The sequence below is a fragment of the Paenibacillus sp. MDV22-iso6 genome (assembly GCF_058408365.1).
On record NZ_JBZVDZ010000010.1, the window covers coordinates 64,565 to 78,902 of the forward strand.

Annotated in this window: 12 protein-coding genes; 3 read left to right on the plus strand and 9 right to left on the minus strand. The window is 48.0% G+C overall.

What is annotated here, in order from left to right:
• Positions 1–177: 177 nt before the first annotated feature.
• Together xylB and xylA are read right to left on the minus strand one after the other, a co-directional pair.
• Entirely contained in the window at positions 178–1,671 is a 1,494-nt protein-coding gene (gene xylB, locus AC4PM4_RS25225; protein ID WP_491614805.1) for a xylulokinase, read from the minus strand.
• Between the two features lie 473 nt (positions 1,672–2,144).
• A complete protein-coding gene (xylA, locus tag AC4PM4_RS25230) occupies positions 2,145–3,461 on the minus strand; it encodes a xylose isomerase (RefSeq protein WP_491614806.1) in 1,317 nt (438 codons plus the stop codon).
• Positions 3,462–3,661: 200 nt separating this feature from the next.
• On the opposite strand from xylA, the gene AC4PM4_RS25235 reads away from it, so the two are divergent.
• Entirely contained in the window at positions 3,662–4,828 is a 1,167-nt protein-coding gene (locus AC4PM4_RS25235) for an ROK family transcriptional regulator (RefSeq protein WP_064641135.1), read from the plus strand.
• A 145-nt stretch (positions 4,829–4,973) separates the two neighbouring features.
• Complete coding sequence (locus tag AC4PM4_RS25240; protein ID WP_053779005.1) at positions 4,974–5,171, plus strand: hypothetical protein; 198 nt, start codon at positions 4,974–4,976, stop codon at positions 5,169–5,171.
• A gap of 219 nt (positions 5,172–5,390) precedes the next feature.
• Here the strand turns inward: AC4PM4_RS25240 and AC4PM4_RS25245 are convergent, their stop codons facing one another.
• Positions 5,391–5,621 carry a glutaredoxin family protein gene (locus AC4PM4_RS25245; RefSeq protein WP_024631391.1) on the minus strand — a complete coding sequence of 77 codons (231 nt, stop codon included), beginning with the start codon at positions 5,619–5,621 and terminating at the stop codon, positions 5,391–5,393.
• 60 nt (positions 5,622–5,681) lie between these two features.
• Complete coding sequence (gene trxB, locus AC4PM4_RS25250) at positions 5,682–6,623, minus strand: thioredoxin-disulfide reductase (RefSeq protein ID WP_063566574.1); 942 nt, start codon at positions 6,621–6,623, stop codon at positions 5,682–5,684.
• A 253-nt stretch (positions 6,624–6,876) separates the two neighbouring features.
• On the opposite strand from trxB, the gene AC4PM4_RS25255 reads away from it, so the two are divergent.
• Entirely contained in the window at positions 6,877–7,608 is a 732-nt protein-coding gene (locus AC4PM4_RS25255) for a ZIP family metal transporter (protein WP_053779008.1), read from the plus strand.
• 154 nt (positions 7,609–7,762) lie between these two features.
• Here AC4PM4_RS25255 and AC4PM4_RS25260 read toward each other — a convergent pair whose 3' ends face one another.
• From AC4PM4_RS25260 to kduD, 5 genes are all read right to left on the minus strand, one after another.
• Positions 7,763–8,578, minus strand: coding sequence for an alpha/beta fold hydrolase (locus tag AC4PM4_RS25260; RefSeq protein WP_491614807.1), 816 nt, complete (start codon positions 8,576–8,578; stop codon positions 7,763–7,765).
• 181 nt (positions 8,579–8,759) lie between these two features.
• Entirely contained in the window at positions 8,760–10,772 is a 2,013-nt protein-coding gene (locus tag AC4PM4_RS25265; protein WP_491614808.1) for a heavy metal translocating P-type ATPase, read from the minus strand.
• Between the two features lie 371 nt (positions 10,773–11,143).
• A complete protein-coding gene (locus tag AC4PM4_RS25270; RefSeq protein ID WP_491614809.1) occupies positions 11,144–12,451 on the minus strand; it encodes a homocysteine synthase in 1,308 nt (435 codons plus the stop codon).
• 246 nt (positions 12,452–12,697) lie between these two features.
• On the minus strand, positions 12,698–13,543 hold the full coding sequence (locus AC4PM4_RS25275) for a sugar phosphate isomerase/epimerase family protein (protein ID WP_491614810.1): 846 nt from the start codon (positions 13,541–13,543) through the stop codon (positions 12,698–12,700).
• Positions 13,544–13,577: 34 nt separating this feature from the next.
• Positions 13,578–14,330 carry a 2-dehydro-3-deoxy-D-gluconate 5-dehydrogenase KduD gene (gene kduD / locus AC4PM4_RS25280; RefSeq protein WP_090811430.1) on the minus strand — a complete coding sequence of 251 codons (753 nt, stop codon included), beginning with the start codon at positions 14,328–14,330 and terminating at the stop codon, positions 13,578–13,580.
• Positions 14,331–14,338 lie beyond the last annotated feature (8 nt).

Genomic DNA, 14,338 nt, shown 5'->3' on the forward strand with positions numbered 1-14,338 from the left:
TATGTCTGGCAGGGAAACCTTTCATGACGTTTAGGAATCTTGAAATATGATATGCCCTTCTTTCATGAACAACGACAAAAAAGGCACCCGCTTTCGCAGGTACCTCCTTAATGGAATATTTCATTGGTTTAATAGTTAATGACCTATTGAGATCTCAATATAGATGAGGTTGAATAATCAACGATACGCTGCCAGACGATCATTCAAGCTGCGTGTTTGCCCGTACACATCCTGATACAGTGCAAACAGTCCGTCATACACCTTAACCGTTTCCGGGTTAGGCACATAGGATTTGGCAGGACGAATGAATGCTGCTGCACATTCCTGCAAGGATGGGAACCAGCCACAGCCATAAGCCGCCAGCATTGCCGCGCCCATTGCTGGGCCCTGTTCACTTTCCAATTTCACAATGGTTGCATTGAAGACATCGGCCTGCATTTGCAGCCAGGCTTCATTTTTGGCGCCGCCACCAATGGAAATAACTTCATTCACTGTTTTGCCAGCGTTACGCAGAATATCGATGGACTCACGCAGTGAGAACGTAATGCCCTCCATCACAGCACGTCCAAAATGCTCCAGCTTATGTCCGGCATCCATGCCGATAAAGCTGCCACGAATGTTTGCATCCGGGTGCGGTGTACGCTCGCCGACGATATAAGGGGTGAACAGCAACCCGTTGCTTCCCGCTGGAATCGCATCAATGTCCTGCAAGAGCACATCAAATGATTTGTCTGCTGCAAAAGTATCCTTGAACCAGGACAGGCTGTATCCTGCCGCAAGGGTTACTCCCATAATATAGAAGGCCTCTTTCTCGCCATGGTTAAAAAAGTGCACTTTGCCTTCGAAATCGAGATCTTTACGCTCTTCATAAGAAAGCACTACCCCGGACGTTCCGATGCTGCACATCGTCTGTCCTTCACTCAGAATGCCTGCGCCAATGGCTCCGCATGCATTGTCCGCACCGCCTGCATATACTTTGGTTGCGGCTGCAAGTCCGGTTTGATCCGCAATCTCAGGCAGCAATGTGCCCACTTCCTCAAATGACTCCACAAGGCGTGGACACAAGGATACTGGCAGTTCAAAAGCTTCCGCGATTTCCTTGCTCCACTGCTTGCCTGCAACGTCTAGCAGCAATGTGCCTGCTGCATCCGAATAGTCCATCGCATAATCACCTGTCAGGCGATACCGCACATAGTCCTTCGGCAACAGGAACAGAGCTGCCTGTTGCAGCGATTCCGGCTCGTTTTCCTGTACCCACAGGATTTTGGGCAGGGTAAAACCTTCGAGTGCACGGTTACGGGCAATACTTAACAATTTGCTATCCAGCACCTTCTCAATGCGGCGGCACTGCGCTGTTGTCCGTGTATCGTTCCACAGAATGGCATTGCGCAGCGGTTTACCTTCGGCATCCACCAGCACCAATCCATGCATCTGTCCGGAGAAGCTCAGTCCTTCGATTTCCGAAGGATGTACGCCGGACACCTCCAGCAATTTGCGCAGCGATACAATCGTCTGCTCTACCCAATCTTCCGGGTTCTGCTCACTGTATCCAGCTTTGGGTTGGTACAGCGGATAAGCCTCGGAAGCTTCAAACGCCACTTTCCCTTCACGGTTAACCAGCACCGTTTTAACTGCACTTGTTCCCAGATCGACACCAATTACGTAACTCATGGGTTAACTCCTCTCGTTTATCTCAGGTTATATCCACGAAGAATCCAAGTTTACATGAGAGTCACTCCGTGATCAGAAAACCCTTGGATCGCCGTTACCCCCGGATTTCCTTCATCCCTTTTACATGGGAGAAATCCGGGGATAAATGCGACCGCTTCGCTTCCTCCGGGTCCTTTCTGCTCACTCCGTTCTGCATGCTTAATCATGGACACACATGGATATGAAACGAGTAAAACGTACTCGTTTCTGTAGCTAAAATCGTGCCTACGACCTATATCTGTCATTAGTAGTGGACACGCAAACCATAATGCACAAGAAACTCATTCGGTTCAAGGATCAAAAAACCGCCCCCGCCTTCCCAGGGGAAAGTCGGGAACGGTCCGAATGTCATGCTTGTTCAGGCGTTCCGTGGTACAAGCTTGTACAGGGCAGGCATGGTTACATGCCATACCTTGCACAAGTGAAATCCGCTATTAGTCAGCCAGAATGTATTGGTTGAGTTTTGCTCTCAGCAATTCCTGACGTCCGGATTGGTTTTTGCGTGGGCTTTCGTTGTTCAGCGCGTACTCTGCAAGGGAAGCCAGTGTTGCTTTACCTGCAACCACATCTGCACCGATACCTTCGCTGAAGCTGCTGTAACGTTTTTCGATGAAGTCATCGAATACACCATCTTCAATCAATTTCGCTGCTACTTTCAGACCTTTAGCATACGTATCCATACCAGCGATGTGTGCCAGGAACAGATCGTCTGCTTCGAAGGAACCACGACGGACTTTGGCGTCGAAGTTCACACCACCACGGCCGATACCGCCGTTTTTCAATACTTCGTACATTGTCAATGTAGCATCGTACATATCAACCGGGAACTCATCCGTATCCCAACCGATCAGCATGTCGCCTTGGTTGGCATCGAGGGAACCGAGCATGCCGTTTGTGCGGGCAACACGGATCTCGTGATCGAATGTGTGACCAGCCAGTGTAGCATGATTAGCTTCCAGGTTCAGTTTGAAGTGTTTGTCCAAACCGTATTTTTGCAGGAATGCAATGGATGTTGCTGCATCATAGTCGTATTGGTGCTTCGTTGGCTCTTTCGGTTTAGGCTCGATCAGGAATTGTGCATCGAAGCCAATTTCCTTCGCGTAGTCTACTGCCATGTGGAACATACGGGCAATGTTGTCTTGTTCCAGTTGCATGTCTGTGTTGAGCAATGTGTCATAACCTTCACGACCGCCCCAGAACACATAGTTTTCTGCGCCCAGACGTTTACCCACTTCCAGACCTTTTTTGATTTGCGCTGCAGCATGAGCGTACACATCTGCGTTGCAAGTGGAAGCTGCACCAAACATGAAGCGTGGGTTGGAGAACATGTTTGCTGTATTCCAAAGCAGTTTTTTGCCGCTGGATTTCATGTGACCTTCAATCAGGTCAACGATCGTATCGATGTTGCTGTAGAACTCACGCAGGCTGTTGCCTTCTGGTGCGATGTCCACATCGTGGAAACAGAAGAACGGGAGATTCATTTTTTCCAAAAATTCAAATGCTGCTTCCACACGTACTTTCGCGAGGTCCAGACCGGAGTATTTATCCCAAGAACGAACAGCAGTCTCCGCACCAAACGGGTCACTACCACCCGCTGTTAATGTATGCCAATAAGCCATGCCGAAACGGAAGTGCTCTTCCATCGATTTGCCGGCTACAACTTCTTCCGGATTATAATGTTTAAAAGCAAATGGATTCGTGGAATCTTTACCTTCGAATGAAATTTTATTAACGGATTCAAAATAGGCCATGTAAAATGCCTCCTCAATAGTTTTGAAAGTAATCGTTTACAACGTTATCCTAACACATCGGTTATACTTTGTCTATTGGTTAAACAAAGTAAAAATAAAAATGTTTTTCGCACGTTTGTTTACGCTATAATAGTCGAATAGCTTGTTTACGGATTGTGGGTCTGAACCCTTTTATAGAAGAATAGGAGTGCCTTATGGATATGAAAATTACCGGAGACCAGATGCTGGTCAAAAAAATAAACAAGTCGATCGTCCTCGATACGATTCGGCGTCATGCCCCCCTCTCCCGTGCACGGGTATCCGAGATTACAGGGCTGAACAAAGCAACGGTATCCAATCTGGTTGCCGATCTGATCAATGATGAACTCTTGCAGGAAATTGGCCCTGGGGAATCCAGCGGTGGACGTAAACCTCTGATGTTGCTATTTCGCGGTACATCGGGATATGCCGTAGGTTTGGAACTCAGCGTGACCCACTTAAAGGGTGTGCTTACCGATCTTGAAGGTCATATCATCACAGAGTACGCCGTGAAGCTGGAACAACATGATGTCTCCTCTGTATTTGAACAGCTGAAACTTGCGGCAGAACATCTGATTCAGGCAGCCCCTCCCTCCCCTCACGGGGTAATTGGCATTGGAATCGGGGTGCCGGGTATGGTGGACGAGGAAGGGACGGTGCTGTTTGCACCCAACTTGGGGTGGGAGAAGGTTCCCCTGCGTGCCATGCTGGAAGAAGTATTCGAGTTACCTGTCACGATCGACAATGAAGCGAATGCAGGTGCACATGGAGAATTGAATTTTGGTGCGGGTATCGGTGTACGTCATCTGATCTATATTAGTGCAGGCATCGGGATTGGTTCAGGCATTATGGTGGATGGCGAGCTGTACAAAGGTGCCTGGGGATATGCCGGAGAAACAGGCCATATGTCCATTGAAGCAGAGGGCAGACCTTGCTCCTGTGGCAATCGTGGCTGCTGGGAGTTATATGCTTCGGAGAAAGCTTATGAGCACCCGGATCATCAATTGCTTTTGCCAGCACATACTACACGGGAATTGATTGATTATGCACAGCAAGGCCATGAAGATGTATTGAAATTATACCAGGAAATCGGCCGCAAACTGGGGGTTGGCATCACCAATATCGTCAACAGTTTTAATCCTGAGCGCATCATTATCGGCGGCCCTCTTTCTGAAGCAGGACCATGGATTGAAACGGCGCTAAAACAAGTGGTGGAGGAGCGTACGTTGCCCTATCACCGCCGCAGTTTGCAGATTGAATGGGCTGCTCTGGGCAGTCGGTCCACACGTGTGGGTGCCGCTTACTCAGCAATTTCCCAATTTCTAGGTAAAATAAGAGTGTCCGTCTAATAACCGCTGAAAATTGACATCATTTTGCCCCATTTCCTCCCTTTTTGTTAAAGAAATCCAGAGGTATAATAGGGTTATGTGATTTTTGTCATGGCGGCATGAATGTCGCCGTGTTAATTCCGATGACGAAACGGAGTGAAAATTCGTGACCTACGTGGATACTTCAGATATCTCGGCGCAAATGTTTGTCACCGTACTCCTGTTCCTGATCGTGCTTGCGCCGCTGTTCAGCCTTGGCATACTTCGATTGTTTCAGAGCAAAAAGAAGGCTGGTTTCATGTACATGCTGTCAGGCGTACTGGTGTATGTAGTATTTCAGACCTTTATGAGTATATTTTTTTAGATAAAATATGTTTGATTTTAACGTCAAATCCCTTTTTACATCCACAAAAGAGTTCATGAAACATGTGCTCTGTTGTAGCTGTGAAAGGGGATTTTTCATATTGCAATTTAAAGAAGCCTCAGTCCTGATTCGGACTAAGGCTTCTCCAATATATATTCAAACGGCTCGCGCGAACCGGAATAGCTGCATTTGACTTGAACTTACCCTATACAGGGTAAATTAAGCGTCCAGCGCTTTGGCGAATTGAGTCTTGTTCATACCCAGAATACGGTGTTCACCAATAACAGTCAGAGGTACGGCACGTACGCCCATATCCCATACTTGTTGTGCGAACTCATCGCTTGTCTCGATGTTACGCTCTTCATAAGAGATGCCTTTGTCAGCCAAGAAGCTTTTTACCGATTTGCAGTTTGGGCAGTTGGTTGATGTGTATACAATTACGTTTTCCATGTTTATTCACCTCATATTGTTATTTTATAGAATAATCTATTGATCAAAACAGCTCTTCCCTTACAGAACTACTGCGCTGTGCTCCAAGCTCTCAATATATTTCTCTGTATCCATCGCAGCCATACATCCACTACCTGCAGCTGTGATCGCTTGTTTGTAACGGGTATCCTGTACATCACCACAAGCGAACACGCCTGGGATATTGGTTTCGGATGTGCCCGGTGTAGTCAGAATATAACCGTGTTCGTCGGTTGTGATCTGTCCGCCCAGGAATCCAGTGTTTGGTGTGTGACCAATTGCAACGAATACACCGCTAGCAGGAATGATTTCTTCTGTACCTGTTTCGTTGTTTAGTACTTTCAATCCAGTTACGCCGTTGTCGCCAGCCAGCACTTCAAGAGGGGTACGGTTCAATGCCATTTCCACTTTCTCATTGCTGCGTGCACGATCCTGCATGATTTTGGAACCACGTAGTTCTTCACGACGGTGTACCAAGGTCACTTTGGAACCGAAACGGGACAGGAAGCTCGCTTCCTCCAGCGCGGAGTCGCCACCGCCAATAACGATGATTTCTTTGTTGCGGAAGAAGAATCCGTCACATGTCGCACAAGTGCTGACGCCACGGCCTACATTCGTTTCTTCTCCAGGAATACCGAGGTATTTAGCAGATGCGCCTGTAGACAGGATCAAGGTTTCGGATACGAGTTCACCCATACCTTCAACCTGAATTTTGAATGGACGCTCGCTCATATCGATGTTGTTTACCCAGCCTGTACGGAATTCTGCACCGAAACGTTCTGCTTGTTTGCGCATATTGTCCATCAGTTCAGGACCCATAATGCCGTCAGGGAAACCTGGGAAGTTCTCTACTTCTGTTGTTGTTGTCAATTGACCACCAGGTTGCGGTCCTTCAATAACGAGTGGGCTCAAGTTGGCACGTGCCAAATAGATTGCTGCTGTCAGCCCTGCAGGGCCTGTTCCAATAATAATTGATTTATACATGTATAGTTCCTCCCCCGGGTTCTGCAAAAAGGTCAGGCTCTCCGGCATCAAAAGCAAAGGCTTTTGCATACACTAGAACGAAAGCCTACATCATGTCCACATGACCTGCCCGTTATGACAATTAACCTATGCAGAAACGGAATTCTAATTTATAATCATTCTAATCTGTTGTTCATTATGATCTCTTTTATGTACGGTGTCAATGCTCGGCAGCGATTATGAAGAAGTCTTCATCAGGAGGGAAAATGGAAGCATGAACGATGCACTCATTGGCAGCTTTATCTCAGCCATGTCTACCGGCCTTGGGGCCATACCTATTCTATTTATGCGCAAAGTAACCCACCGTCTGCGTGATATTTTGCTTGCCTACGCAGCAGGCATCATGACCTCTGCCTCGGTGTACAATCTCATACCGGAAGCACTCGGGCAATCCAATCTGTTTGTACTTGCCCTTGGTATCATGCTGGGCAGCATGGTTCTGCTTGTGCTGGAGATGAAGATTCCCCATGTGGATCTGGAAAATCCCGAGAAGATGCCTTTCAAAATTGAAGCCAAAGCCTTCATGATCATTGCAGCCATCACCATGCATAACCTGCCCGAAGGGCTATCGGTAGGTGTCAGCTACGCGAGCAGTGACGCAGGACTTGGCAATCTGATTGCCTTTTCCATTGGATTGCAGAATGCGCCGGAAGGATTCCTGGTCGCCCTCTTCCTCGTCAATCAGAACATCGGTCGCTTCAAGGCGCTCGGTATCGCCACGCTGACGGGTGCAGTTGAAATTGTTACAGCCATGATTGGTTACACACTCAGTAGTCTGGTCTCCGGTCTGGTCCCTTACGGTCTTGCCTTTGCAGCGGGTGCGATGATGTTCATCGTGTACAAGGAATTGATTCCCGAAAGCCACGGCGACGGCAATGCACGGGCGGCAACGGTTTCCTTTTTGCTTGGACTGATCACGATGATTGGCCTGACTGAACTCTTTTAATAGAAAGAACATAGGAAAGTCCTCACATGAACACAAGAATGGACGGCAAAAAACCTGAAAGCACAGCGGCTCGCTGAACTTCCAGGTTCTTTTTTTGTTCACAAATGAAGATTCAATGAAATAGTTGAAATGATCTGTAAAGGTCGTTGGACGATCACAATCCGGATTTGATAAATCGAATCAGTTCGGCATTGAATTTTTCCAATTCATCATAGAACGCCCCGTGACCGCTCTCTTCAAAAGCAATCAATTGAGAACCGGCAATGCCTTTGTGCATCTCCTCGGCGAACTCAAACGGGCATATCTCATCCTTCTTCCCGTGCAAAATGGCTGTAGGTACCTGAATCGAACTCAGGTCACCTCGCAAATCCTCATCCCGCAGGGCAATCGCACTATTAATCGTACTGTAAGACGAGGCCTCCATACCGAGTGCATGGAACCAATCCATAAACGGCTGGCTATGCTGCTTCGCGAAAAACATGCCGCCAAACGTCTCCAGCAGCTTCGGACGATCAACGAAGATCGGCTCAATAATCTGCTCGGTAAGCTGCGCTGCAGTCAGGCCATACGGATAACCCTCACGCTGCGTGAACACCGGTGCCGCCGCTGACAATAGCGCTAGCTTGGATACACCATGTCCCGCATGGCGGGCCATATAATGCACGGCAATCGCTCCACCCATGGAGAAACCTGCAAGTACCACGTCACTCAACTCTAGATCATCAATCACAGCACGAACATCGTCCGCCATCCGGTCGTAGTCATAGCCTGTGGACGGTGCGTCCGACTTGCCATACCCTCTGAAATCTATGGCAATGGCACGAATGCCGTGATTAGGCAGTACATTTAATTGATATTCAAACATTTTATAATTAACTGGCCAGCCGTGCAAAAAGACAACCGGTGTTCCTTGGCCAATATCTTCAACAAATACACTCACATTCGGTTCCACTTGTACGTAACGTCCCATATTTCACAGCTCCCTTTATTGTCATGTCGTTGCAGCGGCAGATTGCCGCACTGCATGGTAATGTTTCAATAACAACGTTCCCTTAGTCATATTCCATGTAGAACCTTCCTCTGGAATCGTCTCTTCGATTCATTACCCGCTGACCCAAGGTTCAAACGCCGTTTTTTTTAATTGGATATCGTTATCGCAGGAGTCTTAGTCCATTCAGAATAACCAGGATCGTGCTGCCTTCATGGCCTACCACACCCAATGGTAATGCAACATCTTGTAAGAAGTTACCCGCGATTAGAGCCAGAATTACCGTGATGGCAAAAAACATATTCTGCTTCACCGTCCGCTGCGCCCGACGTGCCTGCCTGATTACCCAGGCGATTTCTTCAATATTATCATTCATCAGTACAACATCCGCTACTTCCAGTGCAGTGCCACTGCCTGATACACCCATGCCCATGCCAACCGTTGCCGCTGCAAGTGCAGGCGCATCATTCACACCATCCCCAACCATCAACACTTGCCCGTACTGTTCGCGAAGCAGATGCACCTGCTTCACTTTATCTTCGGGTAACAAACCTGCGTATACCAGGCTTACACCTGTCTCACGGGCGATCACTGCTGCCGATTCGGGACGATCACCTGTCAGCATAGCCACTTTCACACCCATCGCTTCCAGCATTTTCACCGCTGCAACCGCTTGTGGGCGCACGGTGTCCCTCATCGCGATCAATCCGGCCATTTGCCCGTTCGCTGTTATGGCAGACACGGTTTTGCCTTCTCCCTCAAGTTGGGCACGTATGCCATACCACACAGCAAGATCGTCCATATTAGAAGCAATAAATTGCTTCTCTGTATCATTTGCGTTATTTACCTCAGTGATATGATGCGTATCCAACTCATCCGTTTTCCCAATTTTCCAGAGAACGCCGTCTACTTTCCCTTCAATCCCCCAGCCCGTCAGAGCTTGAACCTGTTCAGCAATCGGGAGGTTGATGTCCTCCTTGCTTGCCTGCTCCACAATAGCCCGAGCCAGTGGGTGCATCGAAAGGTTCTCAATGGCAGCTACCGCTCCCAACAACTGTGTACGGTCATATCCGTCTGCCGTTATAATATCGGTCACCTGTGGTGTACCCATCGTCAATGTTCCTGTTTTATCAAAAGCAACCACCCGGGTCTGGGCCATGTTCTCCACATGAGCGCCACCTTTGAAAAGAATACCGCGACGTGCACTGCTGGACATCGCTGATAACATGACCGGCATAATGGAAGAAACCAGGGCACAAGGTGAAGCTACAACCAGAAAGACCATTGCTTTGTAAAACGCCTCATTCCACGTCCAACCAAGCAATAGCGGTGTTGCCACAATAACCAGCACCGTTACGGCGACAACAATACGGGCGTATATTCCCTCGAATCGCTCAATAAAGCGTTGGGAATCCGGCACTTCCGTCTGCGCTTCTTCCACCAGTTTAATGATTTTGCCAAACAACGATCCTTCAGCGGATTTGGTCACCTCCACATATAGGGCACCTTCGCCGTTCACAGTACCTGCAAATACTTCGTCACCAGCAATTTTGTCTACGGGTAAGGATTCTCCTGTAATCGAGGCCTGATTGATAAAAGAGCTGCCTCGGTACACAACACCATCCGCCGGAACCAGTTCGCCCGGCTTCACCAGCAACAGATCCCCCGGCTGCAAATCATCGATGGATACACGATTCATTTTACCGTCCTCAATACGCAGCGCCGTTTCCGGTTTGAGCGCCAGCAGTGATGAAATATCCTTGTGACTGCGCTCCGTTGCATAGCTTTCCAGTGCACCACTTAACGCGAAAATAAAGATCAGCATGGCGCCTTCATTCCAGTAGCCAATGGCTGCCGCTCCCAACGATGCTGCAATCATGAGCAGATTCACATCGAGATCACGATCCTTGACCAGTGTCTCTATGCCTTCTTTGGCTTTAGTCCATCCACCTATGGCATAAGCAACAATATATAGAAGTACGGATAACGGGTTAGACCATGATGCCGTCGCCCAGGCAATAAGCATCAAAAGTCCACTGCCCAGAGCAGCTTGCATTTCCTTGTTGCGCAGCATAGCCCGAAAGTCTGGTTTGCGCCCTCGGCCTGGGCCAGGTGTATTGGCTGAACGCTGTTCAGCTTTTGCTTGGGTTTGAATGGGTTGGTGTATCGCTTGCATATGAATCACAATCCTTTCTGAATGTCGGGTTGTGGAGTGCATTTTGCTGCATCCATGTCCCGTGTATTGAAGTCGTATTGAGAATGAGAGCCATTGTTAATACCCTAAAAATGACACATGCTGCTGCGGGAATCCCGCAGCAGCATGGTTATTGAATGGTTGTCGAATGATTTTCAAATCATTTTGAATGAGAATGATAATCATTTTTGTACTTATGCAATTATTTTTACCAAATACAACTTTTGATTCATTATATGCCTGTGCTTTGCATTTGTAAATGGGTTTTTCACCTTAGCCGGTGTAAAATTAAAAAAACCACTCGTCCATAAGGACAAGCGGCTCGTATGAATTTAATTTATTCACGTTATGAATTAAACACTAACGCTTGATTGCTGGCTAGCCTTAATGGCTTGCTCCAGATCGTAGAGGATATCCTGAATATTCTCTGTACCCACAGATAGACGAATCAGCTCAGGATTAACTCCGGCTGCAGTCTGCTCATCTTCTGTCAGCTGTTGATGCGTCGTACTTGCCGGATGAATGATCAGTGACTTGGAGTCACCTACGTTGGCAAGGTGAGAGAACAGCTTCACATTTTCAATCAGTTTACGTCCTGCATCCACTCCGCCTTTGATACCAAAGGTCAGAATGGCTCCCTGGCCTTTCGGCAAATACTTCTGTGCCAGTTCATAGGAAGGGTGACTCGGCAAACCTGCGTAGCTTACCCATTCCACATCCTCATGTTTCTCCAGATATTGCGCCAAAGCCAGTGCGTTGCTGCTATGACGTTCTACACGCAGATGCAGTGTCTCCAGCCCTTGAATGAGCAACCATGAATTGAAAGGTGAGATCGTAGCACCAAAGTCACGCAGCAATTGTACACGAGCTTTGATAATATAAGCAATCGGTCCAACCGCTTCTGTATATACGACACCATGATAGCTGGAATCCGGTTCTGTCAGTCCCGGGAACTTGCCACTCGCTTTCCAGTCGAATTTGCCGCTGTCCACAATAACTCCACCAATGGAAGTACCGTGACCGCCAATAAATTTGGTAGCCGAATGAACGACAATATCAGCTCCATGTTCGATTGGACGAAGCAGATACGGACTTGGGAATGTATTGTCTACAATCAAAGGAATGCCATGTTCATGGGCGATAGCTGCCACAGCTTCAATGTCCAGTACGTTGCCTTGCGGATTACCAATCGTTTCAGCGTACAATGCTTTGGTTTTGTCCGTAATCGCCGCCCGGAAATTTTCAGGATCACTGGAATCTACAAACTTTACATCTAAGCCAAGTTTCGGTAGTGTGGTTGAGAACAGATTGTACGTTCCTCCATACAGACTCGCTGCGGAAACAATCTCATCTCCCGCACCTGCGATGTTTAAGAGGGAGAACGTAATCGCTGCCTGACCGGAAGCCGTAGCCAGTGCACCAGCGCCTCCCTCAAGTGCAGCAATACGTTGTTCGAACACATCCGTGGTCGGATTCATCAGACGTGTATAGATATTGCCAAACTCTTTCAATCCAAACAGATTGGCTGCATGCTCCGTATCACGGAATCCGTAGGATGTTGTTTGGTACAACGGTACTGCACGTGCATGGGTGGTCGGATCAATCTCCTGGCCGGCATGAATTGCCAATGTTTCAAATGAAAGCTCACGTTCGTTTGACATAAATCTGTTTCCTCCCTTAACTTATACGTTTGGCAAATCCCTAGATGTCATGACATGGTGGCGTATGTTTTCCATATTCTCTCACAAGATGTCGCTTTTGAAAAGAAATATTTCCGATTTTTCCGATGAGAAATATTAAATATGTATCAGTAAGACTGCTACACCAAAAAAACCTTTGCTCCCGCAAAGGTTTTTCGGATTTTTTTCAACCATCACCTGCTGAACTTCTGCGCGAATTTATACCGTTTATACCCGAACGCCACTCCATATCTCACGTAAATGCTTGGCCGCTGGGACAGCTTCTTCCGCCGTTACCCCTTCTAGTGAAATATCGATGTGTGGTTTATAGGTCTTCAATAGTTCAAAAAATAACGGATAATCCAGAATGCCCTCACCCGGCACCGGATTGAACTTTTCACCCTGCGCATTGAAAGCCACATCTTTGGCATGAATGACAATGATACGCTGATACAGCGTTTCCATCACTTCACGCAGGAATGCAGACTGGTCAGCCACATGAGGCTGTTTAATCAGATTACAAGGATCGAACAGCATGCCCAGATTGGATGAAGGAATTTCTTCAAACAGACGGATCATATGTTCACGTGTATGAAGCGTATGGGTAGATACTGGCTCAATCGCCGCATGAACGCCCCACTTTTCCGCCTCTTCCGCCAGTTCCTCTACCGTCTCCCGCAGCACCGTCCATGCCTTTTCTTCATATGCATCCGGATGAGTGTCGCGATACGTATCCAGGCCCCCTGTCTCCGTTGCCACCATGCTGCAACCGAAATCCCGGGCATAACGCAGATGCTCCTTGAATCGTTCAATGTCTGCACGACGAGCCACAGGATCAGGATCAATCGGGTTAATGTAGCAACCTAGTACCGCAATCTTGACTCCGCGCTGTGCAAATTGATCTGCGATCTCATTCGCAAGTCCAGGGCTCAGCTTGCCGTTGGCCGAGTCCACATCCGACAAGGCCTTGGCTAATGCCAGCTGGACCGAATTAAATCCGTTATCTGCGATGGTCTGTGCAAGCTGTGCTGTAGGCTGTTTACCAAACGTATGCGCAAGAATACCAAGTTTCATGTCATTGCCTCCTTTGCATCGATCGCTGACAGCGTTAACGAGCCATCCAGCCGCCATCCACATTCAGTACGTGACCATTCAAATAATCCGAAGCCGCCGATGCCAGGAAAACAACCGGACCTTTCAGATCCTCAGGTGTTCCCCAGCGTCCAGCCGGAATCCGTGCCGTGATGTCACGGTACCGATTTTCATCGGCGCGAATCTGAGTTGTATTGTCTGTTTCCATATAGCCTGGTGCAATCCCGTTGATTTGAACACCTTTGCCTGCCCATTCATTCGCGAGTGCTTTCGTTAAACCGGCTACCCCATGTTTACTGGCTGTGTATCCCGGTACATTAATTCCACCCTGATAAGATAGCATGGATGCAATGTTAATGATCTTGCCACTTCCCCGTTCAATCATATGTCTGCCAGCCAACTGGCTCAGGAAAAATACCGTGTTCAGGTTAAGACCAATGACATCATGCCAGTCCTGTTGACCGTGATCGGCTGCAGGTGTGCGACGAATAATTCCTGCATTGTTGACCAGAATATCAATTCTCCCTTGAAAGGCTAATGCCTTTTCAAACACCCCGGTCAATTCGTCCTCACGGCTCAAATCAGCTTCAATCACATACGCTTTACGTCCGAGAGCCTCAATAGCACGCGCTGTTTTCGATGGATTGGAGTAGGAAACCAGCACAACATCCGCGCCGGCTTCAGCAAGGCCAATCGCCATTCCTTGCCCCAGTCCTCCTGACGTACCAGTGACAAGTGCAACTTGTCCGCTTAAATCAAATGGATTCATAAATGATT

Excerpts from the sequence above, each read along its gene's own strand:
- xylA (WP_491614806.1), bottom strand. The coding sequence starts at position 3,461 with ATGGCCTATTTTGAATCCGTTAATAAAATTTCATTCGAAGGTAAAGAT.
- xylB (WP_491614805.1), bottom strand. The coding sequence starts at position 1,671 with ATGAGTTACGTAATTGGTGTCGATCTGGGAACAAGTGCAGTTAAAACG.
- AC4PM4_RS25255 (WP_053779008.1), top strand. The coding sequence starts at position 6,877 with ATGAACGATGCACTCATTGGCAGCTTTATCTCAGCCATGTCTACCGGC.
- AC4PM4_RS25265 (WP_491614808.1), bottom strand. The coding sequence starts at position 10,772 with ATGCAAGCGATACACCAACCCATTCAAACCCAAGCAAAAGCTGAACAG.
- AC4PM4_RS25260 (WP_491614807.1), bottom strand. The coding sequence starts at position 8,578 with ATGGGACGTTACGTACAAGTGGAACCGAATGTGAGTGTATTTGTTGAA.
- AC4PM4_RS25245 (WP_024631391.1), bottom strand. The coding sequence starts at position 5,621 with ATGGAAAACGTAATTGTATACACATCAACCAACTGCCCAAACTGCAAA.
- AC4PM4_RS25270 (WP_491614809.1), bottom strand. The coding sequence starts at position 12,451 with ATGTCAAACGAACGTGAGCTTTCATTTGAAACATTGGCAATTCATGCC.
- kduD (WP_090811430.1), bottom strand. The coding sequence starts at position 14,330 with ATGAATCCATTTGATTTAAGCGGACAAGTTGCACTTGTCACTGGTACG.
- trxB (WP_063566574.1), bottom strand. The coding sequence starts at position 6,623 with ATGTATAAATCAATTATTATTGGAACAGGCCCTGCAGGGCTGACAGCA.
- AC4PM4_RS25275 (WP_491614810.1), bottom strand. The coding sequence starts at position 13,543 with ATGAAACTTGGTATTCTTGCGCATACGTTTGGTAAACAGCCTACAGCA.
- AC4PM4_RS25235 (WP_064641135.1), top strand. The coding sequence starts at position 3,662 with ATGAAAATTACCGGAGACCAGATGCTGGTCAAAAAAATAAACAAGTCG.